The organism is Pseudomonas sp. MDT1-17 (assembly GCF_054898105.1).
The window spans coordinates 4,377,890-4,404,105 of the sequence record NZ_JBUBVM010000001.1; the positions used below are offsets into that span (position 1 = coordinate 4,377,890).

Below are 26,216 nucleotides of genomic sequence, written 5' to 3' on the forward strand. Positions count from 1 at the left end.
TATCAAAGTTTGGTCAAGGACAGGCCAGCCCAGGTAGCGAGCAGGCCGCCGAATACGCTGATGGCAGCATAGCCCAGGGCCAGCGGCACCTGCCCGCTTTCCAGCAGGCGCACCGTATCCAGTGAAAAGGATGAAAAAGTCGTCAGCCCCCCGAGGAAGCCGACCATCAACCCGGCGCGCACCTCAATCGGCACTTCCGGGCGTATCAAAAACAGACCGTATAGAACGCCGATCAGCAAACAGCCGACGATATTAACGGCCAGCGTCGCGGTATAGAAGTGCCGCGGCCAATTAGCGTTGATCCAGTTGCCGGTGGCAAAGCGCAAAAGCGTTCCGGCAATACCGCCCGCAGATACGGCAACGATCAAAGGGATCACTATTTTCTCCGCTGCCGGGGGCTGAGACGGTCAAGTTGCGCGAGGTGATTGAGTTTCTCGCCAATCTTCAGCTCCAGGCCGCGAGGCACCGGCTGATAGAACGGTTGTGGTTCGAGCTCCTCCGGGAAATAGTCTTCGCCAGCGGCGTAAGCGTCCGGCTCATCGTGCGCGTAACGGTATTCGTCGCCATAACCCAGTTGCTTCATCAATTTGGTCGGCGCGTTGCGCAGGTGCAACGGCACTTCCAGCGAACCGTGTTCGGTGGCGCTGCGCATGGCGGCTTTGAACCCCATGTACACCGCATTGCTTTTCGGCGCGCAGGCCAGATAGGTGATGGCCTGAGCCACCGCCAGTTCGCCTTCAGGGCTGCCGAGGCGCTCCTGCACTTCCCACGCCGCCAGGCACAGGCTCAGCGCGCGGGGATCGGCGTTACCGATGTCTTCGCTGGCCATGCGCACCACACGCCGGGCCAGGTACAGTGGATCGCAACCGCCGTCGATCATTCGGGCGAACCAGTACAGCGCGCCGTCGGGATTGGAGCCGCGCACCGATTTATGCAGCGCGGAAATCTGGTCGTAAAACGCTTCGCCACCCTTGTCGAAACGCCGACGGGTATCACCGAGCAGGCTTTGCAGCAGGTCGACGCCGATCTCGCTGTTGTCTTCGGCCAGGTCCGACGCGTTTTCCAGCAGGTTCAGCAGACGCCGGCCATCGCCATCGGCGGCCGACAGCAGCATCTGAAAGCCTTCATCGCTGAGAGTCAGCTGCCGCTTGCCCAAGCCACGCTCTTCGTTGAGTGCGCGATGCACCAGCTTGCGCAGGGCCGCTTCGTCGAGGCTTTTGAGCACGTAGACGCGAGCCCGGGAGAGCAACGCGTTATTGAGTTCGAACGAGGGGTTTTCAGTGGTTGCACCGATGAAAATCAGCGTGCCGTCTTCAACGTACGGCAGGAACGCGTCCTGCTGGGACTTGTTGAAGCGGTGCACTTCATCGACGAACAGGATGGTCCGCTTGCCGTACTGCCCGGCCTGCTGCTTGGCGATTTCCACCGCCTGACGGATTTCCTTCACGCCGGCCAGTACCGCCGAAACCGTTTCGAAATGCGCATCCGAGACTTCCGCCAGTAGCCGCGCCAGGGTGGTCTTGCCCACTCCCGGCGGGCCCCAGAAAATCATCGAGTGCAGGGCACCTTGCTCCAGGGCTTCGCGCAAAGGCTTGCCGCGAGCGAGCAGGTGTTCCTGACCGACGTACTCGTCCAGATTGGCTGCCCGCAAACGGGCGGCCAAGGGCTGAGCAATCGGGGCACTGCGAAACAGGTCCATCACTACTTATGAAACCTCACTGTGAACACCGCTGGAAATGTGGGAGCGGGCTTGCTCGCGAAAGCGGTGTGCCAGATGACATATACGGCGACTGAAACACCGCATTCGCGAGCAAGCCCGCTCCCACAGTTTCCGCGTTTTACTCTTGAATGACGTCCGCGCCTTTAGGGATGTCGAACTTGAACTTGGACGCAGGGATCGGCTCGTTGGCCTTGACTCCAGTGAACAGGATGTTGGTGCGCTGACCGACGCTGTCGATCATTTGCATGTCATTGACCAGGCCATTGCGGAACGACAGACGCAGGCTGTCGAACAGGGTGTCCTTGGTTTTCGGCTTCAGCGTGAAGTCGATCACGCCACCGGCTTCCTTGGCGCTGATGTCGAAGCTCTGGCTGATCTTGGACACGTCACCAGACAGCAATAGCGCCGGGGTCTGGGTCAGGCGCTGGTCGAGGTTCTTGATAGTGACCTGCTCCAGGTCCGGGTCCCACAGGGAAACCTTCTTGCCGTCAGAGACCATCAGCTGCTCTTGCGGTGCGTCGGTGTGCCAGTAGAACAGGCCAGGACGCTGCAGGGACATTTGACCGGCCGTTTCCTGCAACCGAGTGCCACTGCCGTCGAGGGTCAGCTGCGAGAAACGCGCGGTCAGGGTCTGGGATTTTTCCAGCAATTGGGTCAGACGCGCGACGTCCTTGTCATCGGCGTGGGCCGAAAGCGTGGTCAAAGCCAGTACCGGCAGCAACAGCATGCGGATAAGACGCATGGGAGTCCTCATAACATTCGTGGGGGGTGCGGTCGCGCATCACTGCGCCGCCGCTTTTCAATTCAGGTCAGCAAATCAAATCAGTCGCGTACCGGGCCAGGGGCCAGGACTTCACGCGAACCGTTGGTGTTCATGGACGTCACGACCCCGGCCATTTCCATGGCTTCGATCATGCGCGCGGCGCGGTTGTAGCCGATTTTCAACTTGCGCTGAACCGCAGAGATGGACGCACGACGGCTTTCCAGTACGAACTGCACCGCTTCGTCGTAGAGCGCATCGGATTCACTGTCGTCATCGCCGCCGCTGCTTCCTTCAAAGCCGCTACCGGGCTCTTCGACACCCGCAAGGATCTCGTCGTTGTACTCCGGCGCCCCACGCAGTTTCCAGGCTTCGACCACCCGGTGAACCTCGTCATCGGAGACAAAAGCACCGTGGACACGGATCGGCAGACTGGTGCCGGGCGGCATGTAGAGCATGTCACCGTGGCCCAACAGTTGTTCGGCACCGCCCTGGTCGATGATGGTTCGCGAATCGATCTTGCTCGATACCTGGAACGCCATACGGGTCGGAATGTTGGCCTTGATCAGACCGGTGATCACATCAACCGACGGACGCTGGGTCGCAAGGATCAAGTGGATACCGGCGGCACGGGCCTTCTGGGCGATACGGGCGATCAGTTCTTCAACCTTCTTGCCGACGATCATCATCATGTCGGCGAATTCGTCCACCACCACGACGATGGTCGGCAGCTTGGTCAGCAGCGGCGCTTCGTCGTGAATGCTTTCGCGCTTGTACAGCGGATCGGTCAATGGCGTGCCGGCGTCCTGGGCTTCCTTGACCTTGGCATTGAAGCCCGACAGGTTACGCACGCCCATCTTCGCCATCAGTTTGTAGCGACGCTCCATCTCCGCCACGCTCCAGCGCAGGGCGTTGGCCGCGTCCTTCATGTCGGTCACGACCGGGCACAGCAGGTGCGGAATGCCTTCGTAGATCGACAGCTCAAGCATTTTCGGGTCGATCATGATCAGCTTGGCGTCTTCCGGGCCGGACTTGAACAGGATCGACAGGATCATCGCGTTGACACCGACCGATTTACCGGAGCCCGTCGTACCGGCTACCAGCAAATGGGGCATTTTCGCCAGATCGGTGATGACCGGCTTGCCGCCAATGTCGTGGCCCAGGGCCAACGTGACCGGCGACTTGAAGTTATCGTACTCAGGGGTCGACAGCACTTCGGAGAAGCGCACGATCTGGCGATCCTCGTTAGGAATTTCGATACCAACGGTGGTTTTGCCCGGAATCACTTCGACCACACGTACGCTGGTCACGGCCAGGGAACGCGCCAGGTCTTTCGCCAGATTGGAGATACGACTGACCTTGACGCCTGCCGCTGGCTGGATTTCGTAACGGGTAATGACCGGGCCTGGGTGAATCGAATCCACCGAGACTTCGACGCCGAATTCCTTGAGCTTGATTTCCAGCAAGTGGCCGACCGCAGCCAGGGATTCAGGCGAATAATTGAGTTGTTTCTTTTCTGCAGGGTCGAGAATCGAGATCGGCGGCAAGGTGCCTTCGACGGCGCTGTCGACGAACAGCGGCGCCTGTTTCTCTTTTTCCACGCGCTTGCTGGGAGCCGCTGGCTGGGGCGGCGCTGGCGCAATCACCGGCGGCACCTGCTTCTCGCGGTCGGACATGTGCTTGCTCAGGGCTTGCTCACGCTCGATCAGGCGCTCCTTGACCTTGGCCTGCTCGCGCTTGTCGGTGACGGTCGGCGCCACCACGTCATGGACGCGGTCGTCGACTTCACGCAATTGAGCGACCAGTTGCTTGCGTTCGGTACGAGCGGCCCACCAGCGATTGGCCGCACCCTGGAACAATTCGAACAGGTCGAGGGTGATCTTGCCGGTGAGGTCCATCACCTTGAACCACGACAGGTCGGTGAACACCGTCAGGCCAAACAGGAACAACGCGATGAGCAACAGCGTACTGCCCTGAATATTCAGGGCGTTCCTGGCCAGATCGCCAAGGCTTTCGCCTAAAGCGCCGCCAGCGCCGGCCGGCAGACCGGTCGCGGCGTGGAAATGGATATGGGCCAAGGCGGCGCCCGACAACACCAGGAACACCAGGCCGATCAGGCGCCAGGAGAACAGCCAACCGCTCCACTCCCACTGCTCGTGGCGTTGGCGGAAGATTTGAAAAGCCTTGATCGCCAGCAACAGCGGGAAGATGTAGGCGAAGTAACCCAACACCATGAACAGGATATCGGCGCTGTAGGAGCCGACCGGTCCGCCGAAGTTCTGCACATCGTCGATCTTGCTGTTATGGCTCCAGCCCGGATCGTCTTTGCCGTAGGTCAACAAGGCCATCATCAGGAACAGGCACAAGCCGCCGATGGCGATCAATGCACCTTCCTTGAGCCGGTAGTGCAATTGCTGGCGCCAGAGCGGAACGACTGTTTTTGGTGCTGCGGTGGATTTCTTCAAAACGCTTCTTTTCCTGCGCCCATGGCGCGTCCATCTGTTGAATGACTATAAAAACTGCCCAATCCAGGCAGGTAAAAAAGTTAACAGGCGTAACTGGGACTACTTTTAACACTACGCTGCGGTTTTTATAAACACGGCACGCAGCACTTATTTTATTACAAGCACTGTAACAGGCAGGCATTGTACGGGTTTGTTCGTCCGATGCCATGCTTGAAACCCAAGGTGAAGCATAGCCAACAACCCATTACTCGCGGTTCAATTTGAGCATGCATTCTCTTTTGTGACAAAGGCTTATGAGGTGTTTTTATGAGCGAAGCGAAGCATTCCCGCCTGATCATTCTGGGTTCCGGCCCTGCCGGTTACAGCGCAGCCGTTTATGCCGCCCGCGCCAACCTCAAACCCGTTGTCATTACCGGCATACAGGCAGGTGGCCAGCTCACCACCACCGTCGAAGTCGACAATTGGCCCGGCGATGTCGAAGGCCTCACGGGCCCGGTGCTGATGGAACGCATGCAAAAACACGCCGAGCGCTTTCATACAGAGATCGTTTACGACCACATCCACACCGCCAAGTTGCAACAGCGCCCGTTCGAACTCATCGGCGACGGCGGCACTTACACCTGTGATGCACTGATCATCGCCACCGGCGCTTCGGCGCAATACCTGGGGCTGCCCTCGGAAGAGTCGTTCGCTGGCAGAGGGGTTTCGGCCTGCGCGACGTGCGACGGTTTCTTCTACCGCAATCAGGTGGTCGCGGTCGTTGGCGGCGGCAACACGGCGGTTGAAGAAGCGCTGTACCTGTCGAACATCGCCAAGGAAGTTCACCTGATTCACCGGCGCGACAAGTTACGCTCGGAGAAGATCCTCCAGGACAAGCTCTTCGAAAAAGCCGCCAACGGCAATATCCGCCTGCACTGGAATCAGAATCTGGATGAAGTGCTGGGCGATGCCAGCGGCGTGACCGGCGCCCGCCTGCGGGACAGCCACACTGGCGAAACCAGAGAGTTGCCGCTGGCCGGCGTGTTCATCGCCATCGGCCACAAGCCCAACACCGACCTGTTCGAAGGCCAGTTGAAAATGCGTGACGGCTACCTGCTGGTCAAGGGCGGCAGCGAAGGCGATGCTACCAGCACCGAAATCAAAGGCGTGTTTGCCGCCGGCGACGTTGCCGACCATGTTTATCGCCAGGCCGTGACCTCCGCCGGGGCCGGCTGCATGGCCGCGCTGGACGCCGAGAAGTATCTCGACGACATTCCCACCATTTGACGGCACACTTTACGGCGGGCCCATCAGCCCGCCACTGCCCTCCCCTTCTGCAAGCCCGGATGCCATGCTGACTTGGTTACAACGCAATACCCTGACCTTCCCGCCCCTGGAAAAAGCCATGCGCGATCCCAACGGGCTGTTGGCCGCGGGCGGCGATCTGTCTGCCGATCGTCTGATTCAGGCCTATCGCCACGGCTGTTTTCCATGGTTCTCGGAAGGCCAGCCGATTCTCTGGTGGTCGCCGGATCCACGCACCGTACTGTTTCCCGACGAACTGCATGTCTCGCGCAGTCTGAACAAACTGTTGCGCCAGCAACGCTATCAAGTGACCTTTGATCAGGATTTTTCCGCGGTCATCCGCGCCTGCGCCGCGCCACGGGATTACGCCGACGGGACCTGGATCACAGAAGCGATGCAGAACGCCTACCTCGAGCTGCACAAGCGCGGGTACGCCCATTCGGTGGAAGTCTGGGACCAGGATGAACTGGTCGGCGGACTCTATGGCCTGGCGATGGGTCAGCTTTTTTTTGGCGAGTCCATGTTCAGCCGCGCCGACAACGCCTCGAAATATGGCTTTGCCACACTGGTCCGACATCTTAAAGACTCAGGCTTTGTGCTGATCGACTGCCAGATGCCTACCGATCATCTGCACAGCCTCGGCGCTCGAGCGATTCCACGTACCGAGTTTGCTGACTACCTTGCGCAGCACCTGGATCAGCCCAGCCGCGCAACCTGGGTTTGCTGAGCGACTTTTGCGCGCGTGGCTTACACTTAATCAAAAGCTATCCCGAGGGTTGATCATGACCGAGTTGGCGCGCTTGAAGTTTTATGCCACTCAGCCCCACTCTTGCAGTTATCTGCCCGAGGAACAGGCCACGACCCTGTTTCTCGACCCTAGTCAGCCCATGGATGTGCATGTCTACGCAGACCTGTCTGAAATGGGTTTCCGTCGCAGCGGCGATCATCTCTACCGGCCCCATTGCCAGAATTGCAATGCGTGCGTGCCGGCGCGCATCCCTGTCGCGCAATTTGAGCCCAACCGTCAGCAGAAACGCATCTTCAAGCGCAATGCCGACTTGCAGATACGTCCCGCCAGGCCAGGGTTCAGCGAAGAGTATTTCGACCTTTATCAACGCTATATCGAACAGCGACACGCCGATGGCGATATGTACCCGCCAAGTCGCGATCAGTTTGCGACGTTCCTGGTACGCGACCTGCCGTTTTCCCGGTTCTACGAATTTCGCCTCGAAGGACGCCTGGTGGCAGTGGCCGTCACCGACTTGCTGCCGAACGGTCTGTCGGCGGTCTATACCTTCTACGAGCCCGCTGAAGAACGGCGCAGCCTGGGGCGTTATGCGATTCTCTGGCAAATCACCGAGGCTCAGCGTCTGGGGCTGGAAGCTGTCTATCTGGGCTACTGGATCAAAAACTGCAAAAAGATGAGTTACAAGACTCAATATCGTCCTATCGAACTGCTGATTAATCAGCGCTGGGTCATCCTGAACCAGAGCAAGCCGTAAACCCCTTGGCTTAAACCCCATTTTTCGGGCACAATGCACGCCGCTTTTGCCTGGCGCAGTTGCACCGGGCCATTCATTGGACACCGAGGGCTTTACTGCATGTCGAAAGAAGACAGCTTCGAAATGGAAGGCACTGTCGTCGACACCCTGCCCAACACCATGTTTCGTGTGGAGTTGGAAAATGGGCACGTCGTAACCGCGCATATTTCCGGCAAGATGCGCAAGAACTACATTCGTATTCTTACCGGTGACAAAGTGCGCGTCGAGCTGACGCCCTATGACTTGAGCAAAGGGCGCATCACTTACCGCGCTCGCTAATCAAGTCAATACAAAACGCCCGGTTTATGCCGGGCGTTTTTGTGTCTGCGGTTTGGTGGGGGCTCTTTAGTTTTTGGTGTATATCCGTTGCTGCGGTTAGGGCTTCTGGCGGTTTCGCTCTTACAGCCAGCCCTTTCAAGGTCTTCGTTTAGAATCTCCCAAAACTCCAGTCAGGGCGACGAGACGATGTGGGAAGAGGTTTTAGCGCGGTTCGAGAAAAAAGCACCGGCCAGTGTCATGGCCAAATTGGTGTTGGAGCAGGCTGTTACAGCTGAGTGGGTCGATCAGGTGTTCGAAGAGCATCGTCAACGACAGTACCCGCGTGAGCTTTTATTTTCGACCATCGTTGAGCTTATGTCCCTTGTTTCACTGGGTTTGCGGCCGTCGCTACATGCCGCCGCACGGCAGATGGATCTTCCTGTCAGCTTGGCGGCGCTCTATGACAAGGTCAGCCGCACAGAGCCTGCGCTGCTGCGCGCCTTGGTAGCCGGCAGTGCACAACGTTTGGCACCGACGATTGAAGAGTTGGGCTGTTCGGCCATTTTGCCTGGCTGGCAACTGCGGGTCGTTGACGGCAATCACCTGCCTTCCAGCGAAAAACGTCTGAGCGCTTTGCGCCGTGAACGAGGCGCCGCCCGGCCTGGTTTTTCGGTCGTGGTTTACGACCCTGATCTCGACCAGGTCGTCGATCTTCAGCCCTGTGAAGATGCTTATGCCAGTGAGCGCGTCGGCGTGCTGCCGTTGCTGGAAAACGCCAGTAGGGGCCAGTTGTGGATGGCTGATCGGCTCTATTGCACGCTCCCGGTCATGGAGGCCTGCGAAGACGCTGGCGCTTCTTTCATTATTCGTGAGCCGAGTAAGCATCCGCGCCTGCTTCAGGAAAGCGACTGGCAAGAACCTGTCGCGGTCGAGGCGGGAAGCGTGCGCGAGCAAACCATCGAAGTGAAAGGCGGACGTCAGTGGCGGCGTGTTGAACTGAACCTGCAAAAAGCTACCGAATCAGGCGACACCATGCTGTTGTTCTGGAGCAACTTGCCCGACACCATCACCGCTGAGCAAATCGCCGATTTGTATCGTCGTCGCTGGAGTATCGAAGGGATGTTCCAGCGCCTGGAATCGGTGCTGGACAGTGAAATCGAAAGCCTGGGCAACCCCAAGGCGGCTCTGCTGGGATTTGCCGCGGCCGTGTTGGCTTACAACGTTTTGTCAGTACTTAAGCGCAGCGTTGAACAGGCTCATCGCCAGACGCAACCAGAGGGATGGGAGGCATCGATTTTCCATTTGGCAGTGCAAGTGCGCAGTGGTTATGAGGGCATGCAGATCGCGTTACCGTCGGATTATCTGTCACTTCAATCGACCTCAGAAACGCTGGCACAGCGCTTGTTGGCGCTGGCAAGGAATATCAAGCCCAAACAGGTTGCCAAAAGCATACGCGGCCCCAAAATCGCCAAGCCCAAGGAGTGGTTGGAGGGAAAGGCTGCGAATGCTCATGTGTCGACCGATCGAGTGCTCAAAGCCCATAAAGGGAAAACACCTTGAAAGGGCTGGCCGTAAGGGCGAAACCCTAAGTAGCCGTTACCGCAGCAACGGATATACACCCAGATCCCAAGCAGCAAAAAGGCGCCAACAGGCGCCTTTCGCTTTACAACAGATCAACAACCGTCAGGCCATTTCAGCCGTGGTCTCGAAGTCAAAGGTCAGCTCGCCATCCTTGAGATCGATGTGAACCACCCCACCATGATCGGCCAATTCGCCAAAGAGAATCTCTTCCGCAAGCGGACGCTTGATCTTGTCCTGGATCAAACGCGCCATTGGTCGAGCGCCCATTGCCGTGTCGTAGCCACCCGCCGCCAACCAGCTGCGCGCCGCGTCCGTCACTTCCAGCTGCACGCGCTTGTCTTCCAACTGCGCCTGAAGCTCGGTAAGGAACTTGTCCACCACGCTTTTGATAACCTCATGACTGAGGCGACCAAACTGAATAATGGTGTCCAGACGGTTGCGGAATTCCGGCGTGAAGCTCTTCTTGATCACTTCCATCGCATCGGACGAGTGGTCCTGATGGGTGAAACCGATCGAAGCGCGAGCTGCCGTTTCGGCACCGGCGTTGGTCGTCATGATGACGATCACGTTGCGGAAATCCGCTTTGCGCCCGTTGTTATCGGTGAGCGTACCGTGGTCCATGACCTGCAGCAGCAGGTTAAAGACTTCCGGATGCGCCTTCTCGATCTCATCGAGCAACAGCACACAGTGAGGTTGCTTGGTGATGGCTTCGGTCAGCAGACCGCCCTGATCGAACCCGACATAGCCCGGAGGCGCACCGATCAGACGCGATACGGTGTGGCGCTCCATGTACTCGGACATGTCGAAGCGAACCAGTTCGATACCCAGCGCCTTGGCCAGCTGACGCGCCGCTTCGGTTTTACCGACACCGGTAGGCCCTGCGAACAGGAACGAACCGACGGGTTTGTCAGGCGACTTGAGGCCGGCACGGGACAGTTTGATCGCGGTCGACAGCGAGTCGATCGCGGCATCCTGGCCAAACACTGTCAGTTTCAGGTCCCGCTCAAGGTTACGCAGCAGCTCTCTGTCAGAGCTGTTGACGTGCTTAGGCGGAATCCGCGCGATTTTTGCAACGATGTCCTCGACCTGAGGCACTTCGATGCGTTTCACGCGCTTCTCGATCGGTTGCAGGCGCTGGTAGGCGCCCGCCTCGTCGATGACGTCGATGGCCTTGTCCGGCATGTGCCGGTCATTGATGTAGCGTGAGGCCAGCTCAGCCGCCGCACGCAGGGCTTCATCGCTGTATTCAATGCCGTGGTGCGTTTCGAAACGCCCTTTCAGGCCGCGCAGGATGCTGATGGTGTCTTCTACCGAAGGCTCCGATACATCGACCTTCTGGAAGCGTCGTGCCAAGGCACGGTCCTTCTCGAAGATCCCGCGAAACTCCTGGAATGTAGTCGAACCGATGCAACGGATATCACCTGACGACAACAGCGGCTTGAGCAGGTTCGAGGCATCCATGACGCCACCCGACGCGGCACCCGCACCGATAATGGTGTGGATTTCGTCGATGAACAGGATCGCCTGCGGACGTTTTTTCAGCTCATTGAGCAGCGCCTTGAAGCGCTTCTCGAAATCGCCGCGGTATTTCGTCCCGGCCAGCAAGGCGCCCAGATCGAGGGAATACACCACGCTATTGGCCAGCAAGTCCGGCACCTGGTTGTCGACAATGCGTTTGGCCAGGCCTTCGGCAATCGCGGTTTTACCCACGCCTGCCTCGCCCACCAACAGCGGATTGTTTTTGCGACGACGCGCCAGGATCTGTGCGACACGCTCGACTTCCAGCTCACGGCCTACCAACGGATCGATACGACCCTGGCGCGCGAGTTCGTTGAGGTTGCTGGCATAAGCATCCAGAGGATTGCCTGAAGAAGAAGACTCACCGCCCTCGTCGTCCTGCATATCTTGCTCACCTTCAGAGTGATCGCCATGCCCCGGCACTTTGGAAATGCCGTGTGCGATGTAGTTGACGACATCGATCCGCGCAACGCTCTGCTGTTTCAGCAGGAACACTGCCTGACTCTCTTGCTCACTGAAGATCGCGACCAGTACGTTGGCGCCAGTCACTTCGCGTTTGCCCGAGCTCTGTACGTGAAAGACAGCACGTTGCAGAACACGCTGAAAGCCCAGGGTTGGCTGGGTCTCACGATCCTCGTCATGTACGGGGATCAATGGCGTGGTGGAGTCGATGAACTCCTGCAGATCGTGCTTGAGTTTGTCGAGGTTTGCGCCGCAGGCACGCAATACGGTGGCGGCAGCCTCATTGTCCAATAGGGCCAGCAGGAGGTGTTCGACGGTCATGAATTCATGACGCTTCGATCGGGCCTCCTTGAAGGCAAGATTGAGGGTGACTTCGAGCTCGCGGTTTAACATAGCTTCACCTCATACCCAAGTGGTCGGCGATTAACCGTCCTTCTCGATTTCACAGAGTAGCGGATGCTGGCTTTCCCTGGCGTACTGGTTGACCTGCATGGCCTTAGTCTCGGCGATGTCGCGGGTAAACACTCCACATACTGCCCGTCCTTCTGTGTGGACGGCCAGCATGACCTTGGTCGCCAGCTCGCGATTCAGGTTAAAAAACACCTCGAGCACTTCGACGACGAAATCCATCGGTGTGTAGTCATCATTAAACAAAACCACCTTGTACATCGGCGGCGCCTGTAAAGCAGGCTTGGCCTCCTGAACAGCAATGCCTGCGGAATCGTCGTCGTGTTCCTCCGGATGATCTTTTTGGAGAGTCGGGCGATCCTGATTGAATGTTAGTCGAATCTGGCTGATTGCATGCATGGAAAGAAAGGTTCGTCAGTTGTGCAAATACAGTGGTGGGGGCGACCATCGTCGATTTCAACTCCGACTGCCTGGTCACCTTGACTATCGGCAAAACGGTGTTACAACCAATAGAGCCCACAGTGGGTAAAAAAGGTCCGCGGAGTCAATCTTATTTCTAAGAACTGACTGCGGATGTACTGGATGATACTCCAGTGATGGAGTCTGTTGCAGAGGGATATGGGTATGTCAGGCGTCAAGGTCAGCGGCAAGGTCAAATGGTTCAACAATGCCAAGGGTTACGGCTTCATCAATGAGGTAGGCAAGAGCGAAGATCTGTTCGCCCACTACTCGGCCATCCAGATGGACGGATATAAAACCCTGAAGGCCGGACAGCCTGTCGTCTTTGAGATCATTCAGGGGCCCAAAGGCCTGCACGCCATCAATATCGGCGAGCCTCAGGACACTCAGAGTGTGGTCGCTCCCACCGAACAACATACCGTCACGGTTTGAATTCGCACCCACCCTCTCAGTCATAAAAAAACCGCCCGACTCAATCGCTTGAGTCGGGCGGTTTTTTATTACCTATTCGCTTACATATGCGAAATCAGCGCATCACCAAACGCCGAAGAAGACAGCAGTTTGGCGCCTTCCATCAAACGGTGGAAGTCATAGGTCACGGTCTTGGCCGAAATAGCGCCGTTGGTGCCTTTGATGATCAGATCAGCCGCTTCGGTCCAGCCCATGTGACGCAGCATCATCTCTGCGGACAGGATCAGGGAACCCGGATTGACCTGGTCCTTGCCAGCGTACTTCGGTGCAGTACCGTGGGTCGCTTCGAACATGGCAATGGTGTCAGACAGGTTGGCACCCGGTGCGATACCGATACCACCCACTTCCGCCGCCAGGGCGTCGGAGAGGTAGTCGCCGTTCAGGTTCAGGGTCGCGATCACATCGTATTCGGCCGGGCGCAGCAGGATCTGCTGGAGCATGGCGTCTGCGATGGCATCTTTGACGATGACGTTCTTGCCGGTTTTCGGGTTTTTGAACTGCATCCACGGACCGCCATCGAGCAGGGTCGCGCCGAATTCTTCAGCCGCCACTTCGTAGGCCCATTCCTTGAAGGCACCTTCGGTGAACTTCATGATGTTGCCTTTGTGCACGATGGTCAGCGAGTCGCGGTCATTGTCGACCACATACTGCAACGCCTTGCGCGCCAGACGCTTGGTGCCTTGCAGGGAAACCGGCTTGATGCCGATACCGCAGTTTTCGTCGAAACGGATCTTGGTGACGCCCATTTCATCTTTAAGGAACTTGATGACCTTGGTCGCTTCCGCCGAACCGGCTTTCCACTCGATACCGGCATAAATGTCTTCCGAGTTTTCGCGGAAGATCGTCATGTCGACGTCGCCTGGTTTCTTGACCGGGCTAGGCACACCTTCGAACCAGCGCACAGGGCGCAGGCAGACATACAGGTCGAGTTGCTGACGCAGGGCCACGTTCAGGGAACGAATGCCGCCGCCGACCGGCGTGGTCAGTGGGCCCTTGATGGAAACAACGTAATCTTTGACCGCGTCCAGGGTTTCCTGAGGTAGCCAGGTATCCTGATCATAAACCTGAGTCGCTTTCTCCCCGGCATAGACTTCCATCCAGGAAATTTTGCGTTCGCCGCCGTAAGCCTTCTTAACAGCAGCATCGACAACCTTGATCATGACCGGGCTGATATCAACGCCAATACCATCGCCTTCGATGAAGGGGATGATCGGGTTGTTAGGAACATTGAGAGAATGGTCCGCGTTGACGGTGATTTTGTCGCCGACTGCTGGAACCTGAATCTTCTTGTATCCCATGCTGAACTCCATTGTTTGGATTGAACATCTGGCTTCGTTCGAGCGTACCCCAGTTAAATCGGCACGCAAACCCTATGTTCCTCTCATCTGCCGCAAAGCTGCACAGTTCGCGGCCTACAAGCCTGAAAGCAAAGGGAAAAGCGCCAAACTCAAGCACGGTGCAAGACTCTACGCCCCGCTCGCCCCTGCGACCTTTAGACCAATGGACGATATTCGTCGCTTATGAACCATCGGCAGATTGCCAGCTACCTATGTATAATGCCGGCCGCTGACCACAGAGTCACGACGGCCGACCTCTCTACTACGAGACTCCAGGCCCGAAAAAGCAGGACTGTTACCGCAGTCCACCCGCTTGACGCTCGACTGATGCACCCAACATCACCGCGCACAAATCTCGACATTCGGCTCATGGATGACTTTGAACGAACGCGCTTACCCGGCGCCCCTCGAGTTTTTCTGCGCACGCTTAGCAAAGAAGAGAGAGTTAATCCGAATATGCCCACCCGCTCGAAGATCATCTATACCTTCACCGACGAAGCTCCCGCCCTCGCCACCTATTCACTGCTGCCTATCGTAGAGGCCTTCACCGCCTCCGCTGATATCGCCGTGGAAACTCGCGATATCTCTCTTGCAGGACGTATTCTGGCCAGCTTCCCCGAGCAATTGGGTGACAAAGCCGTAGCCGACCACCTCGCCGAACTGGGCGACCTGGCCGTTACGCCTGAAGCCAACATCATCAAGTTGCCGAACATCAGCGCCTCGGTTCCGCAACTGCAAGCCGCAATCAAGGAACTGCAAGCCCAGGGCTTCGCACTGCCTGACTACCCCGAAACCGTGACCAGCGACGCCGACAAGCTCGCCAAATCGCGTTACGACAAGATCAAGGGCAGCGCCGTGAACCCGGTTCTGCGCGAAGGCAACTCCGATCGTCGTGCACCGCTGTCGGTCAAGAACTACGCGCGCAAGCACCCGCACAAAATGGGCGCCTGGGCTGCGGACTCCAAGTCCCACGTCGCGCACATGAGCACCGGCGATTTCTACGGCAGCGAAAAAGCTGCCCTGATCGACGCCGCTGACGCCGTCAAAATCGAACTGATCGCTCAAGACGGCACCACCACCGTCCTGAAAGAAAAAACCACCGTGCAAGCCGGTGAGATCCTCGATTGCGCAGTCATGAGCAAAAACGCTCTGCGCAGCTTCATCGCTGCCGAGATCGAAGACGCCAAGCAAAAAGGCGTGCTGCTGTCGGTTCACCTCAAAGCCACCATGATGAAGGTCTCCGACCCGATCATGTTCGGCCAGATCGTTGCCGAGTTCTATAAAGATGCACTGGCCAAGCACGCTGACGTGCTGGCACAAATCGGCTTTAACCTGAACAACGGCATCGGCGACCTGTACGCTCGCATCAAAGCCCTGCCAGTTGAGCAGCAAGCTGCGATTGAAGCGGACATCCAGGCGGTCTACGCCGCTCGTCCGTCGTTGGCCATGGTCAACTCCGACAAAGGCATCACCAACCTGCACGTGCCGAGCGACGTTATCGTCGACGCCTCGATGCCAGCGATGATCCGTGACTCCGGCAAAATGTGGGGCACTGACGGTCAACTGCACGACACCAAGGCTGTGATCCCGGATCGCTGCTACGCCACCATCTACCAGGCGGTGATCGAAGACTGCAAGCTGCACGGCGCCTTCGACCCAACCACCATGGGCAGCGTGCCAAACGTTGGCCTGATGGCGAAGAAAGCCGAAGAGTACGGCTCGCACGACAAGACTTTCCAGATCAAGGCCAACGGCGTTGTCCGCGTTACCGACAGCAAAGGCGGCCTGCTGCTGGAGCAACCGGTTGAAGCCGGCGACATCTTCCGCATGTGCCAGACCAAAGACGCACCGATCCAGGACTGGGTCAAACTGGCCGTCAACCGTGCTCGCGCAAGCGCAACGCCAGCGATTTTCTGGCTGGACCCAATGCGCGCCCACGACGGTGTAGTGATCGAGAAAGTTCAGGCTTACCTGAAGGATCACGACACCGCAGGCCTGGACATCCGCATCATGTCGCCCGTCGACGCGATGGCCTTCACTCTGGGCCGTACCCGCGAAGGCAAGGACACCATTTCGGTGACCGGCAACGTACTGCGCGACTACCTGACTGACCTGTTCCCGATCATGGAACTGGGCACCAGCGCCAAGATGCTGTCGATCGTTCCACTGATGAACGGCGGCGGCCTGTTCGAAACCGGCGCTGGCGGTTCGGCACCGAAGCACGTTCAGCAGCTGCTGGAAGAGAACTTCCTGCGCTGGGATTCCCTGGGCGAGTTCCTGGCCCTGGCCGCGTCCCTTGAGCACCTGGGTGTGACGTACAACAACCCTAAGGCGCTGGTTTTGGCCAAGACCCTGGATCAGGCCACCGGCCAGTTCCTGGACAACAACAAGTCGCCATCGCGTAAAGTCGGCAACATCGACAACCGCGGCAGCCACTTCTACCTGGCGCTGTACTGGGCTCAGGCCCTGGCTGCCCAGACCGAAGACGCTGCACTGCAAGCGCAGTTCGGTCAGCTGGCCAAGACCCTGGCCGAGAACGAAGCAACCATCGTTGCCGAGCTCAACGCCGTTCAGGGCAAGCCAGTGGACATCGGCGGTTACTACCACGCCAGTGCCGAGCTGATCAGCAAGGCCATGCGCCCAAGCAACACTTTCAACACCGCGATCGCTGCGCTGGTTTAAGGTTGTAAGGATGCAAAGAAGCCCCGGCCCTGTGCCGGGGTTTCTGTTTCTGCCCCTCAACAGGAGGTTTTAATTATGGATTGGCTACCCCACATCACCGTCGCCACCATCGTCGAAGACAACGGCCGCTTCCTGATGGTCGAAGAATCCAAGGGTGGACGAACGGTGCTCAACCAGCCCGCCGGCCACCTCGACCCGGACGAAACCCTGATCGAAGCCGCCGTGCGCGAAACCCTCGAAGAAACCGGCTGGGACGTCGAGCCGACGGGCGTGGTGGGTATTTACCTCTACACCGCCCCGAGTAACGGCGTGACGTATCAGCGGGTCTGCTTCACCGCAAAACCCCTTAAACATCACCCCGATTATCAACTGGACGACGGCATCGTCGGCGCAAAGTGGCTGACGCGTGACGAACTGCTGGCACAGCGCGCAAACTGGCGCAGTGAGTTGATCATCCGCTGTATCGATGATTATCTGGTCGGTCAGCACTTCGGTCTCGAACTGATCCGCCCTTCTCTTTAGCCTTGCGGGCTTGGGCCTGTTAGAATCGCGTCCTTTTTCAAGACACTCATTGAATCCCTATGCGTGATCCAGCCCCTTCTGACACACAAAAGAAGCGCGTCATTGTCGGCATGTCCGGCGGCGTGGACTCTTCCGTTTCCGCTCTCCTGCTGATCGAGCAGGGTTATGAGGTGGAAGGCCTGTTCATGAAGAACTGGGAAGAAGACGATGGAACGCAATACTGCACCGCCATGGATGACCTGGCGGACGCTCAGGCTGTGTGCGACAAGATTGGCATCAAGCTGCACACCGCCAACTTCGCCGCCGAGTACTGGGACAACGTGTTCGAGCACTTCCTGGCCGAATACAAGGCCGGTCGCACGCCGAACCCGGACATCCTCTGCAACCGCGAAATCAAGTTCAAGGCGTTCCTCGACTACGCCATGATGCTCGGTGCCGACCTGATCGCCACCGGTCATTACGTGCGCCGCCGTGATATCGAGGGTCGCACCGAACTGCTCAAGGGCCTGGACCCGAACAAGGACCAGAGCTACTTCCTGCACGCCGTCGGCGGTGAACAGATCGCCAAGACCCTGTTCCCGGTCGGCGAACTGGAAAAGCCCGAAGTGCGCGCGATTGCCGAGAAACACCACCTGGCCACCGCGAAGAAAAAGGATTCCACCGGGATCTGCTTTATCGGCGAGCGCCGCTTCAGCGACTTCCTCAAGCAATACCTGCCAGCCCAGCCAGGCGAGATCAAGACCACCGAAGGTGAAGTCATCGGCCGTCACCACGGCTTGATGTATCACACCATCGGCCAGCGCCAGGGCCTGGGCATCGGCGGCTTGAAAGATGCGGGTGACGAGCCGTGGTACGTACTGATCAAAGACCTGGAGAACAACGAACTGATCGTTGGCCAGGGCAATGATCATCCGTATCTGTTCTCCCGCGCCCTGCTCGCCTCGGACATCTATTGGGTCAACCCGATCGATTTGAGTGTGCCGCGCCAGCTGACGGCCAAAGTCCGTTATCGCCAGAGCGATCAACCCTGCACGCTGGAAAAGACCGCCACCGGCTACCGCGCAACCTTCGATGACCCGCAACGCGCGGTCACCCCAGGCCAGTCCGTGGTGTTCTATGACGGTGAGATCTGCCTCGGCGGTGGCGTGATCGAAATTGCCGAACCGTGGACGAGCAAGGGCACTCCTCAAGGCGAGCAGCAATGAGCCCGACTCAGGAGCAACTGACGGCACTGGGCGGCGTATTCCTCGCCGCCGTGCTGGTCGACAAGATCGCCAAGACCGGCCAGACCACCGAAGCCGGCCTGACCTGCATGCTCGGTAGCTTGCTGATTCGTGACCCCAAGGACACGCTGGAAGTCTACGGCGGCGACGACCTCAATCTGCGTGAAGGTTACCGCGCATTGATTGGCGCCCTGGAGCGCGACCCGAGCACCCTTCAGCGCGAACCGCTGCGTTACGCCCTGGCGATGCTCGGTCTGGAGCGTCAACTGGCCAAGCGCAACGATATGCTGGACGAGATCGGCAAGCGCTTGCCGCAGATTCAGTCCCAGGTCGAGCACTTCGGCCCGGCTCACGAAAACGTGATCGCCGCCTGCGGTGCGCTGTATCAGGACACCTTGAGCACCTTGCGCCAACGGATTCAGGTCCACGGCGACATGCGCAACCTGCAGCAACCGAGCAACGCTTCGAAGATTCGCGCCCTGTTGCTGGCCGGGATTCGTTCGGCGCGCCTGTGGCGGCAGTTGGGTGGTCATCGCTGGCAGTTGGTGATCAGCCGTCGCAAGTTGCTGAAAGAGCTTTACCCGCTGATGCGCAGCAGCTGAACCGCGCCCGCAAGACCTTTTGTAATTTGTACGCGTAAGACGCTGGTCAGTTGGCAACGGACCGGCGGATTTTTTCATGTATGATACGCGCCCCATTTCGTTGCCCGACTGTCCGAGAACACCCCATGCAGCTTTCTTCGCTCACTGCGGTTTCCCCTGTTGACGGCCGCTACGCCGGCAAAACCCAGGCCCTGCGCCCAATTTTCAGCGAATACGGCCTGATCCGTGCTCGCGTTCTGGTTGAAGTGCGCTGGCTCCAGCGCCTGGCCGCTCATCCTGCCATCAGCGAAGTGCCGGCGTTCTCCGCCGAAGCCAACGCGGTGCTGAATACCCTGGCGGAAAACTTCGCTCTGGAGCACGCCGAGCGTGTCAAAGAGATCGAGCGCACCACCAACCACGACGTAAAAGCCATTGAGTACCTGCTCAAAGAGCAAGCAGCCAAGCTGCCGGAACTGGCCAAGGTCAGCGAGTTCATCCACTTTGCCTGCACCAGCGAGGACATCAACAACCTGTCCCACGCCCTGATGCTGCGCGAAGGCCGTGATGACGTGATGCTGCCACTGATGCGCCAGACCGCCGAAGCCATCCGCGAACTGGCGATCCGTTTCGCTGACGTGCCAATGCTGTCGCGCACCCACGGCCAACCGGCTTCGCCGACCACCCTGGGCAAAGAGCTGGCGAACGTGGTTTACCGTCTGGAGCGTCAAATCGCCCAGGTCGCTGCCGTTCCGCTGCTGGGCAAGATCAACGGTGCTGTCGGCAACTACAACGCACACCTCTCGGCTTACCCTGAGATCGACTGGGAAGAAAACGCCCGCGCCTTCATCGAAGACGAGCTGGGCCTGGGCTTCAACCCGTACACCACGCAGATCGAACCGCACGACTACATCGCCGAGCTGTTCGACGCGATCGCGCGCTTCAACACCATCCTGATCGACTTCGACCGCGATATCTGGGGCTATATTTCCCTGGGTTATTTCAAACAGCGCACCATTGCTGGCGAAATCGGTTCGTCGACCATGCCGCACAAGGTCAACCCGATCGACTTCGAAAACTCCGAAGGCAACCTGGGCATCGCCAACGCGCTGTTCCAGCACCTGGCGAGCAAGCTGCCGATTTCCCGCTGGCAGCGTGACCTGACCGACTCCACCGTACTGCGCAACCTCGGTGTCGGCTTCGCCCACAGCGTGATCGCGTACGAAGCAAGTCTCAAAGGCATCAGCAAACTGGAGCTCAACGCTCAGAAAATCGCTGCTGACCTGGATGCGTGCTGGGAAGTATTGGCCGAGCCGATCCAGACCGTGATGCGTCGCTACAACATCGAAAACCCGTACGAAAAACTGAAAGAATTGACCCGTGGCAAGGGCATCAGCCCTGAAGCACTGCAAACTTTCATTGACGGTCTGGACATGCCAGCTGCCGCCAAGGCCGAGCTGAAACTGCTGACCCCGGCGAACTACATCGGCAATGCTGTAGCGCAAGCCAAACGTATCTGATCGACCGCTCTACCCGTTTGAAACGCCCGGCAGCGCCGGGCGTTTTTATTCCCGTCTGAAAAGTACTTTTTTTCAATAGGTTACACATGAATCCTGATATTCCTCTTCAACTTCTGGGTGGCATCACGGCGCGCGAGTTCCTGCGTGACTACTGGCAGAAAAAACCGTTGCTGATCCGCCAGGCGATCCCTGATTTCGAAAGCCCGATCGATCCCGACGAACTGGCCGGACTGGCGCTGGAAGAAGAAGTTGAATCGCGCCTGGTGATCGAGCACGGTGAGTGCCCTTGGGAAATGCGTCGCGGCCCGTTCGCCGAAGACGAATTCAGCAAGCTGCCGGAAACCGAGTGGACCCTGCTGGTGCAAGCGGTCGACCAGTTCGTGCCAGAAGTCGGCGAGTTGCTGGAAAACTTCCGCTTCCTGCCGAGCTGGCGCGTCGACGACGTGATGATCAGCTTCGCCGCCCCGGGTGGCAGCGTCGGTCCGCACTTCGATAACTACGATGTGTTCCTGCTGCAAGGTCACGGCAAGCGCAACTGGAAGATCGGCCAGATGTGCGATTCCGAGAGCAAGTTGCTGCCACACGCGGACCTGCGCATCCTCGCCGACTTCGAAGCCACCGATGAGTGGGTTCTGGAACCGGGCGACATGCTCTACCTGCCGCCACGCCTGGCCCATTGCGGCGTTGCGGTGGATGACTGCATGACCTACTCGGTCGGCTTCCGGGCCCCAAGCGCCTCTGAAGTGCTGACTCACTTCACCGACTTCCTCAGCCAGTTCCTGACAGATGAAGAGCGTTACACCGATGCCGACGCCCTGCCGGCGGTCGATCCACACCAGATTCAGCACGACGCCCTTGATCGCCTGAAAGCATTGCTGGCCGAGCACATGAGCGACGAGCGCCTGCTGCTGACCTGGTTCGGCCAGTACATGACCGAGCCGCGCTACCCGGAACTGGTGGTCGGCCCGGAAGAAGTCGAAGAAGAAGAATTTCTCGCCAGCCTGGAACAAGGCGCGGTACTGATTCGCAACCCGAGCGCGCGCATGGCCTGGTCCGAAGTCGATGACGACCTGCTGCTGTTCGCCAGCGGCCAGAGCCGTTACCTGCCGGGCAAACTGCGCGAGCTGCTGAAGTTGATTTGCGCCGCGGACGCGCTGCACACCGACAACCTCGGCGACTGGCTAAGCGACGAAGACGGTCGCGGCCTGCTGTGTGAACTGATCAAGCAAGGAAGCCTGGGGTTTGCTGATGAATAAAATTCACGTACGTGTCGCAGACTGGCAGAAGGATATCGCCGAGATCCGGCGCATTCGTGAGACGGTGTTCATTGCCGAGCAATGCGTTCCACCCGAGCTGGAATGGGATGCCGATGACGCAACGGCGGTGCATTTCCTGGCCTTCGAAGGCGACTTCCCCATTGGCACCGCTCGCCTGCTGCCCGATGGTCACGTCGGCCGAGTGTCGGTGCTGAAAGACTGGCGCGGCTTGAAAGTCGGCGATGCGCTGATGCAAGCGGTGATCAGTGAAGCCGAAAAGCGCGGGCTGAAGCAGCAGATGCTGAGCGCACAGGTACAAGCCACGGCGTTCTATGAGCGCCTGGGCTTCAGCCTGGTCAGTGAAGAGTTCCTGGAAGCAGGGATACCGCATGTGGACATGGTGCGTCATTCGGCTTGAGTCCGAGTCGCACCCTTCGCGAGCAGGCTCGCTCCCACAAGGATTACGCTTAACCTGTGGGAGCGAGCCTGCTCGCGAAAAGGCCCTGAAGAACACCACAAAACGCCCCGCTATCTTCGGATGCCGGGGCGTTTTGCTGTCTACGATTCAACTTGCCCCCCGCCGGGCCGACAAACTGGCAATATCAACACTTCAAGATGTCGGAGATAACGGATATGTCCCTACGCACCCTGCTCACCACGCTGCTGATGGCCTGCAGTTTTTCGGTCATGGCCGCCACCGAGATCGTGCCCCTGAACTACCACACCAGCGCCGACATGCTGCCAATGGCACAGGATTTCATCGGCAAGGATGGCCAGGTCAGCGCCTACGGCAATCAGTTAATTGTCAATGCTGATCAGCGCAAGGTCGACGAACTTAAAGCCCTGATTGCGCAACTCGACACCCAACCCAAACGCCTGCTGATCACCGTCGACACCAATGAAAACAACTTCCAGGGCGATCAGGGTTATTCGGTGAACGGTGCCAAACCGAATCAGACCCGCATCATCAATCGCAGCACCGACAGCCGCGACGGCGGGATCCAACAGATTCAGGCCAGCGAAGGCGCACCGGCCCTGATCCAGGTCGGCCAGAGCGTGCCGCTGACCAGCACTCAGACCGACTCTTACGGCGACCTGCGAAGCCAGACCGAATACCGTAACGTCACCCAGGGTTTCTACGTCACCGCCAGCATCACCGGCGACATCGTGCACCTGGCGATCAGCACAAACCGTGACCGCATCAGCCAGGAACGTCCCGATGTAGTGAATGTGCAAAGTACCGACACAACTGTCACGGGCCGGGTTGGGGAGTGGATCACCCTGGCTGGCGTGAATCGCCAGACACAGGCCGACAAACAGGGCCAGACCCGCAGCTACTCGACTCAGGGACGGGACGACATGACCCTGCGGGTGAAAGTCGATACTTTGGACTAAACCACCGAAAACTGACTGATTAGTCGTATTAGACCAAAGATGTAGTGCTTGAAAAAAAGCACTACAAAACGTTTGACGATACAAAAAAGCAAAGGCATGATGGCCTCGCTCCCGCTAATCAGGGGCCCTGGCAAGGGCCTTCGAGGCGCCGTTCGCACCTACCCCGCGAGCCGCTTCGTGTCTGTACCGCCCACAAGGTGTGTTTGACGAGGTTGCCGACTGGAACGAAGTTGTCCCGAGGGACGGAAGCGTAATTAGGTAACCCGGCTCCACACTGAAGTTCGTACCAAGGCCCACGACGCCCGAATGCGCTCGCCAGTTCGCCCTTACCTGCTCACTTCCCCTCGAGCCCATCGTTCATCCCGTCGCCATCCCCGCCGAATCCGACTTGACCATCTAAGCTTCTGGTCAGCGAGCGCATGAATTTTCCACCGCAGAACAACTTTCCGTAAAAGACGCGACGAGGTTTATCTCCATGGCACTGACACGCGAACAGCAAATTGCAGCCCTCGAAAAAGATTGGGCTGAAAACCCACGCTGGAAAGGCGTGACACGCGCTTACTCCGCTGCTGACGTCGTCCGCCTGCGTGGCTCGGTTCAACCTGAGCACACCTTTGCAAAATTGGGCGCCGAGAAGCTTTGGAACCTGGTGACCCAAGGCGCCAAGCCGTCCTTCCGTCCTGAGAAAGATTTCGTCAACTGCATGGGCGCCCTGACCGGCGGCCAGGCTGTGCAACAAGTTAAAGCCGGTATCCAGGCGATCTACCTGTCGGGCTGGCAAGTCGCTGCGGACAACAACTCCGCCGAATCGATGTACCCGGACCAGTCGCTGTACCCGGTGGACTCGGTTCCAACCGTGGTCAAGCGCATCAACAACTCGTTCCGTCGTGCCGACCAGATCCAGTGGAAAGCCGGCAAAGGCCCGGGCGACGAAGGTTACATCGACTACTTCGCGCCGATCGTGGCTGACGCCGAAGCCGGTTTCGGCGGCGTACTGAACGCTTACGAGCTGATGAAGAGCATGATCGAAGCAGGCGCCGCCGGCGTTCACTTCGAAGACCAACTGGCTTCCGTGAAAAAATGCGGCCACATGGGCGGCAAGGTACTGGTTCCTACCCAGGAAGCTGTACAGAAGCTGACCGCTGCTCGCCTGGCTGCTGACGTTGCCGGTACGCCGACCATCATTCTGGCCCGTACCGACGCTAACGCGGCTGACCTGCTGACTTCCGATTGCGACCCGTACGACAAAGAGTTCGTGACTGGCGAACGTACTCAGGAAGGTTTCTACAAAGTGCGCGCTGGTCTCGACCAGGCAATCTCCCGCGGCCTGGCCTACGCGCCGTACGCCGACCTGATCTGGTGCGAAACCGCCAAGCCGGATCTGGACGAGGCTCGTCGCTTCGCCGAAGCGATCAAAAAGGAATACCCGGACCAACTGCTGTCGTACAACTGCTCGCCTTCCTTCAACTGGAAGAAAAACCTGGACGACGCGACCATCGCCAAGTTCCAGCGCGAACTGTCCGCCATGGGTTACAAGCACCAGTTCATCACTCTGGCCGGCATTCACAACATGTGGCACAGCATGTTCAACCTGGCGCACGACTACGCCCGTAACGACATGACTGCCTACGTGAAGCTGCAAGAGCAAGAGTTCGCTGACGCTGCCAAGGGTTACACCTTCGTGGCTCACCAGCAGGAAGTGGGCACCGGCTACTTCGACGACATGACCACTGTGATTCAAGGTGGCTCGTCGTCGGTAACCGCACTGACCGGTTCGACTGAAGAAGAGCAGTTCCACTGATCTGATTCGCCTGAGCAAACGGCCGTTGCGGACCGGATAGAAAGCTAACCGCAACGTCGCACAACTGACGCCCCGACTGGTTCGGGGCGTTTTTTTGCCCGCGATTTAATCAACACCGCCGCTCCCACATGGATCAGGCAACCCAAAAAAAATCATTGATCCGGAGCAGCTTCTCGATCAGGAAAACAAGGTAAAACCGTACTGCTCGCTACTTGCAATAACGCGCCTATATGACAACTTCCCAAGTGCTCACCCGTAAAACAGTTAAAAAACCGCCGCAAACAATATTGATTATCATTTGGCCAAAACTATGTTCGTTACATTCCCTACAAAACATATTTGATGAAATCCCGGCTAATGCCCGCAACGCATGGGCTGCGGGGCTTTGGAGGTGCGCTATGTCCTTATTCCTATAAATAATTTCGCTATCTGAATTTTACTTGCACGGTGTTGTGCCATAAAATCAGCGGGATTGATTGCTGCGACATATCGTCACTGCTTTGTTTCTTTTCAAGCTCAGAGACCTTTGCTCTCTGTTAAGGATTACCAGCATGCCCGAAGCGACAGGACTCATGGCCCACAACTGGGGCTTTGCCATTTTCCTTCTGGGCGTCGTCGGCCTTTGCGCCTTCATGCTCGGCGTCTCCAGCCTCCTCGGGTCAAAAGCCTGGGGACGCAGCAAAAACGAACCGTTCGAGTCCGGCATGCTACCTACAGGTGGCGCCCGCTTACGGCTCTCAGCCAAATTCTATCTGGTCGCGATGCTTTTCGTGATCTTCGATATCGAAGCCCTTTTTCTCTTTGCCTGGTCTGTGTCCGTCCGCGAAAGCGGCTGGACCGGATTCGTCGAAGCTCTCGTTTTCATAGCAATTCTGTTGGCAGGTCTTGTCTACCTGTTCCGAGTGGGCGCCCTTGACTGGGCTCCGGAAGCTCGTCGCAAGCGGCAGGCGAAGCTGAAACAATGAGGCTTTGGCA

24 protein-coding genes are annotated in these 26,216 nt (G+C 58.2%); 17 read left to right on the forward strand and 7 right to left on the reverse strand.

What is annotated here, in order from left to right; genetic code table 11:
• Positions 1 to 2: 2 nt before the first annotated feature.
• From crcB to ACYZTX_RS20360, 4 genes are all read right to left on the reverse strand, one after another.
• Entirely contained in the window at positions 3 to 377 is a 375-nt protein-coding gene (gene crcB, locus ACYZTX_RS20345; RefSeq protein ID WP_462035596.1) for a fluoride efflux transporter CrcB, read from the reverse strand.
• Positions 377 to 1,699 carry a replication-associated recombination protein A gene (locus ACYZTX_RS20350; RefSeq protein WP_462035597.1) on the reverse strand — a complete coding sequence of 441 codons (1,323 nt, stop codon included), beginning with the start codon at positions 1,697 to 1,699 and terminating at the stop codon, positions 377 to 379. Before ACYZTX_RS20350 ends, crcB begins: the two co-directional genes overlap by 1 nt.
• Before the next feature lie 139 nt (positions 1,700 to 1,838).
• Positions 1,839 to 2,462 carry an outer membrane lipoprotein chaperone LolA gene (lolA, locus tag ACYZTX_RS20355; RefSeq protein ID WP_462035598.1) on the reverse strand — a complete coding sequence of 208 codons (624 nt, stop codon included), beginning with the start codon at positions 2,460 to 2,462 and terminating at the stop codon, positions 1,839 to 1,841.
• Between the two features lie 80 nt (positions 2,463 to 2,542).
• Positions 2,543 to 4,945: a DNA translocase FtsK gene (locus ACYZTX_RS20360; RefSeq protein ID WP_462035599.1), complete on the reverse strand. Its 2,403-nt coding sequence runs from the start codon at positions 4,943 to 4,945 to the stop codon at positions 2,543 to 2,545.
• Between the two features lie 306 nt (positions 4,946 to 5,251).
• On the opposite strand from ACYZTX_RS20360, the gene trxB reads away from it, so the two are divergent.
• From trxB to ACYZTX_RS20385, 5 genes are all read left to right on the forward strand, one after another.
• Positions 5,252 to 6,211, forward strand: coding sequence for a thioredoxin-disulfide reductase (gene trxB / locus ACYZTX_RS20365; protein WP_462035600.1), 960 nt, complete (start codon positions 5,252 to 5,254; stop codon positions 6,209 to 6,211).
• A 64-nt stretch (positions 6,212 to 6,275) separates the two neighbouring features.
• Positions 6,276 to 6,956 (forward strand): leucyl/phenylalanyl-tRNA--protein transferase, encoded by a 681-nt coding sequence (aat, locus tag ACYZTX_RS20370; RefSeq protein WP_462035601.1) that lies wholly within the window; start codon positions 6,276 to 6,278, stop codon positions 6,954 to 6,956.
• Positions 6,957 to 7,011: 55 nt separating this feature from the next.
• Complete coding sequence (locus ACYZTX_RS20375) at positions 7,012 to 7,731, forward strand: arginyltransferase (protein WP_462035602.1); 720 nt, start codon at positions 7,012 to 7,014, stop codon at positions 7,729 to 7,731.
• 99 nt (positions 7,732 to 7,830) lie between these two features.
• Entirely contained in the window at positions 7,831 to 8,049 is a 219-nt protein-coding gene (infA, locus tag ACYZTX_RS20380; RefSeq protein ID WP_002553999.1) for a translation initiation factor IF-1, read from the forward strand.
• 237 nt (positions 8,050 to 8,286) lie between these two features.
• Positions 8,287 to 9,588: an IS4 family transposase gene (locus tag ACYZTX_RS20385; protein ID WP_462036995.1), complete on the forward strand. Its 1,302-nt coding sequence runs from the start codon at positions 8,287 to 8,289 to the stop codon at positions 9,586 to 9,588.
• 123 nt (positions 9,589 to 9,711) lie between these two features.
• On the opposite strand, the gene clpA is transcribed toward ACYZTX_RS20385, so the two are convergent.
• Positions 9,712 to 11,982 carry an ATP-dependent Clp protease ATP-binding subunit ClpA gene (gene clpA, locus ACYZTX_RS20390; RefSeq protein WP_129436903.1) on the reverse strand — a complete coding sequence of 757 codons (2,271 nt, stop codon included), beginning with the start codon at positions 11,980 to 11,982 and terminating at the stop codon, positions 9,712 to 9,714.
• A 30-nt stretch (positions 11,983 to 12,012) separates the two neighbouring features.
• Positions 12,013 to 12,396, reverse strand: a complete 384-nt coding sequence (gene clpS, locus ACYZTX_RS20395) for an ATP-dependent Clp protease adapter ClpS (protein WP_034146919.1) — start codon at positions 12,394 to 12,396, stop codon at positions 12,013 to 12,015.
• Between the two features lie 225 nt (positions 12,397 to 12,621).
• Here clpS and cspD point away from each other — a divergent pair, with 225 nt between their 5' ends.
• Complete coding sequence (gene cspD, locus ACYZTX_RS20400; protein ID WP_462035603.1) at positions 12,622 to 12,888, forward strand: cold shock domain-containing protein CspD; 267 nt, start codon at positions 12,622 to 12,624, stop codon at positions 12,886 to 12,888.
• An 80-nt stretch (positions 12,889 to 12,968) separates the two neighbouring features.
• On the opposite strand, the gene icd is transcribed toward cspD, so the two are convergent.
• On the reverse strand, positions 12,969 to 14,225 hold the full coding sequence (gene icd, locus ACYZTX_RS20405; RefSeq protein ID WP_131062372.1) for an NADP-dependent isocitrate dehydrogenase: 1,257 nt from the start codon (positions 14,223 to 14,225) through the stop codon (positions 12,969 to 12,971).
• Here icd and ACYZTX_RS20410 point away from each other — a divergent pair.
• From ACYZTX_RS20410 to ACYZTX_RS20460, 11 genes are all read left to right on the forward strand, one after another.
• The gene (locus tag ACYZTX_RS20410; RefSeq protein WP_462035604.1) at positions 14,224 to 14,451 is read left to right on the forward strand and encodes a hypothetical protein; all 228 of its coding nucleotides are present in this window, start codon (positions 14,224 to 14,226) and stop codon (positions 14,449 to 14,451) included. The genes icd and ACYZTX_RS20410 overlap by 2 nt on opposite strands.
• Before the next feature lie 269 nt (positions 14,452 to 14,720).
• On the forward strand, positions 14,721 to 16,946 hold the full coding sequence (locus ACYZTX_RS20415; protein ID WP_462035605.1) for an NADP-dependent isocitrate dehydrogenase: 2,226 nt from the start codon (positions 14,721 to 14,723) through the stop codon (positions 16,944 to 16,946).
• 75 nt (positions 16,947 to 17,021) lie between these two features.
• Entirely contained in the window at positions 17,022 to 17,468 is a 447-nt protein-coding gene (locus ACYZTX_RS20420; RefSeq protein WP_462035606.1) for an NUDIX hydrolase, read from the forward strand.
• A 59-nt stretch (positions 17,469 to 17,527) separates the two neighbouring features.
• On the forward strand, positions 17,528 to 18,673 hold the full coding sequence (gene mnmA, locus ACYZTX_RS20425; protein WP_462035607.1) for a tRNA 2-thiouridine(34) synthase MnmA: 1,146 nt from the start codon (positions 17,528 to 17,530) through the stop codon (positions 18,671 to 18,673).
• Entirely contained in the window at positions 18,670 to 19,293 is a 624-nt protein-coding gene (gene hflD, locus ACYZTX_RS20430; protein WP_282377699.1) for a high frequency lysogenization protein HflD, read from the forward strand. Before mnmA ends, hflD begins: the two co-directional genes overlap by 4 nt.
• 125 nt (positions 19,294 to 19,418) lie before the next feature.
• On the forward strand, positions 19,419 to 20,789 hold the full coding sequence (gene purB, locus ACYZTX_RS20435) for an adenylosuccinate lyase (protein ID WP_462035608.1): 1,371 nt from the start codon (positions 19,419 to 19,421) through the stop codon (positions 20,787 to 20,789).
• A gap of 86 nt (positions 20,790 to 20,875) precedes the next feature.
• Positions 20,876 to 22,045: a ribosomal protein uL16 3-hydroxylase gene (locus ACYZTX_RS20440; RefSeq protein WP_462035609.1), complete on the forward strand. Its 1,170-nt coding sequence runs from the start codon at positions 20,876 to 20,878 to the stop codon at positions 22,043 to 22,045.
• On the forward strand, positions 22,038 to 22,463 hold the full coding sequence (locus tag ACYZTX_RS20445) for a GNAT family N-acetyltransferase (protein WP_462035610.1): 426 nt from the start codon (positions 22,038 to 22,040) through the stop codon (positions 22,461 to 22,463). Before ACYZTX_RS20440 ends, ACYZTX_RS20445 begins: the two co-directional genes overlap by 8 nt.
• 215 nt (positions 22,464 to 22,678) lie before the next feature.
• The gene (locus tag ACYZTX_RS20450) at positions 22,679 to 23,440 is read left to right on the forward strand and encodes a secretin N-terminal domain-containing protein (RefSeq protein ID WP_462035611.1); all 762 of its coding nucleotides are present in this window, start codon (positions 22,679 to 22,681) and stop codon (positions 23,438 to 23,440) included.
• 475 nt (positions 23,441 to 23,915) lie between these two features.
• Entirely contained in the window at positions 23,916 to 25,241 is a 1,326-nt protein-coding gene (aceA, locus tag ACYZTX_RS20455; protein ID WP_282377694.1) for an isocitrate lyase, read from the forward strand.
• A 551-nt stretch (positions 25,242 to 25,792) separates the two neighbouring features.
• Positions 25,793 to 26,206, forward strand: coding sequence for an NADH-quinone oxidoreductase subunit A (locus ACYZTX_RS20460; protein WP_003223812.1), 414 nt, complete (start codon positions 25,793 to 25,795; stop codon positions 26,204 to 26,206).
• The last annotated feature ends 10 nt before the right edge of the window (positions 26,207 to 26,216 follow it).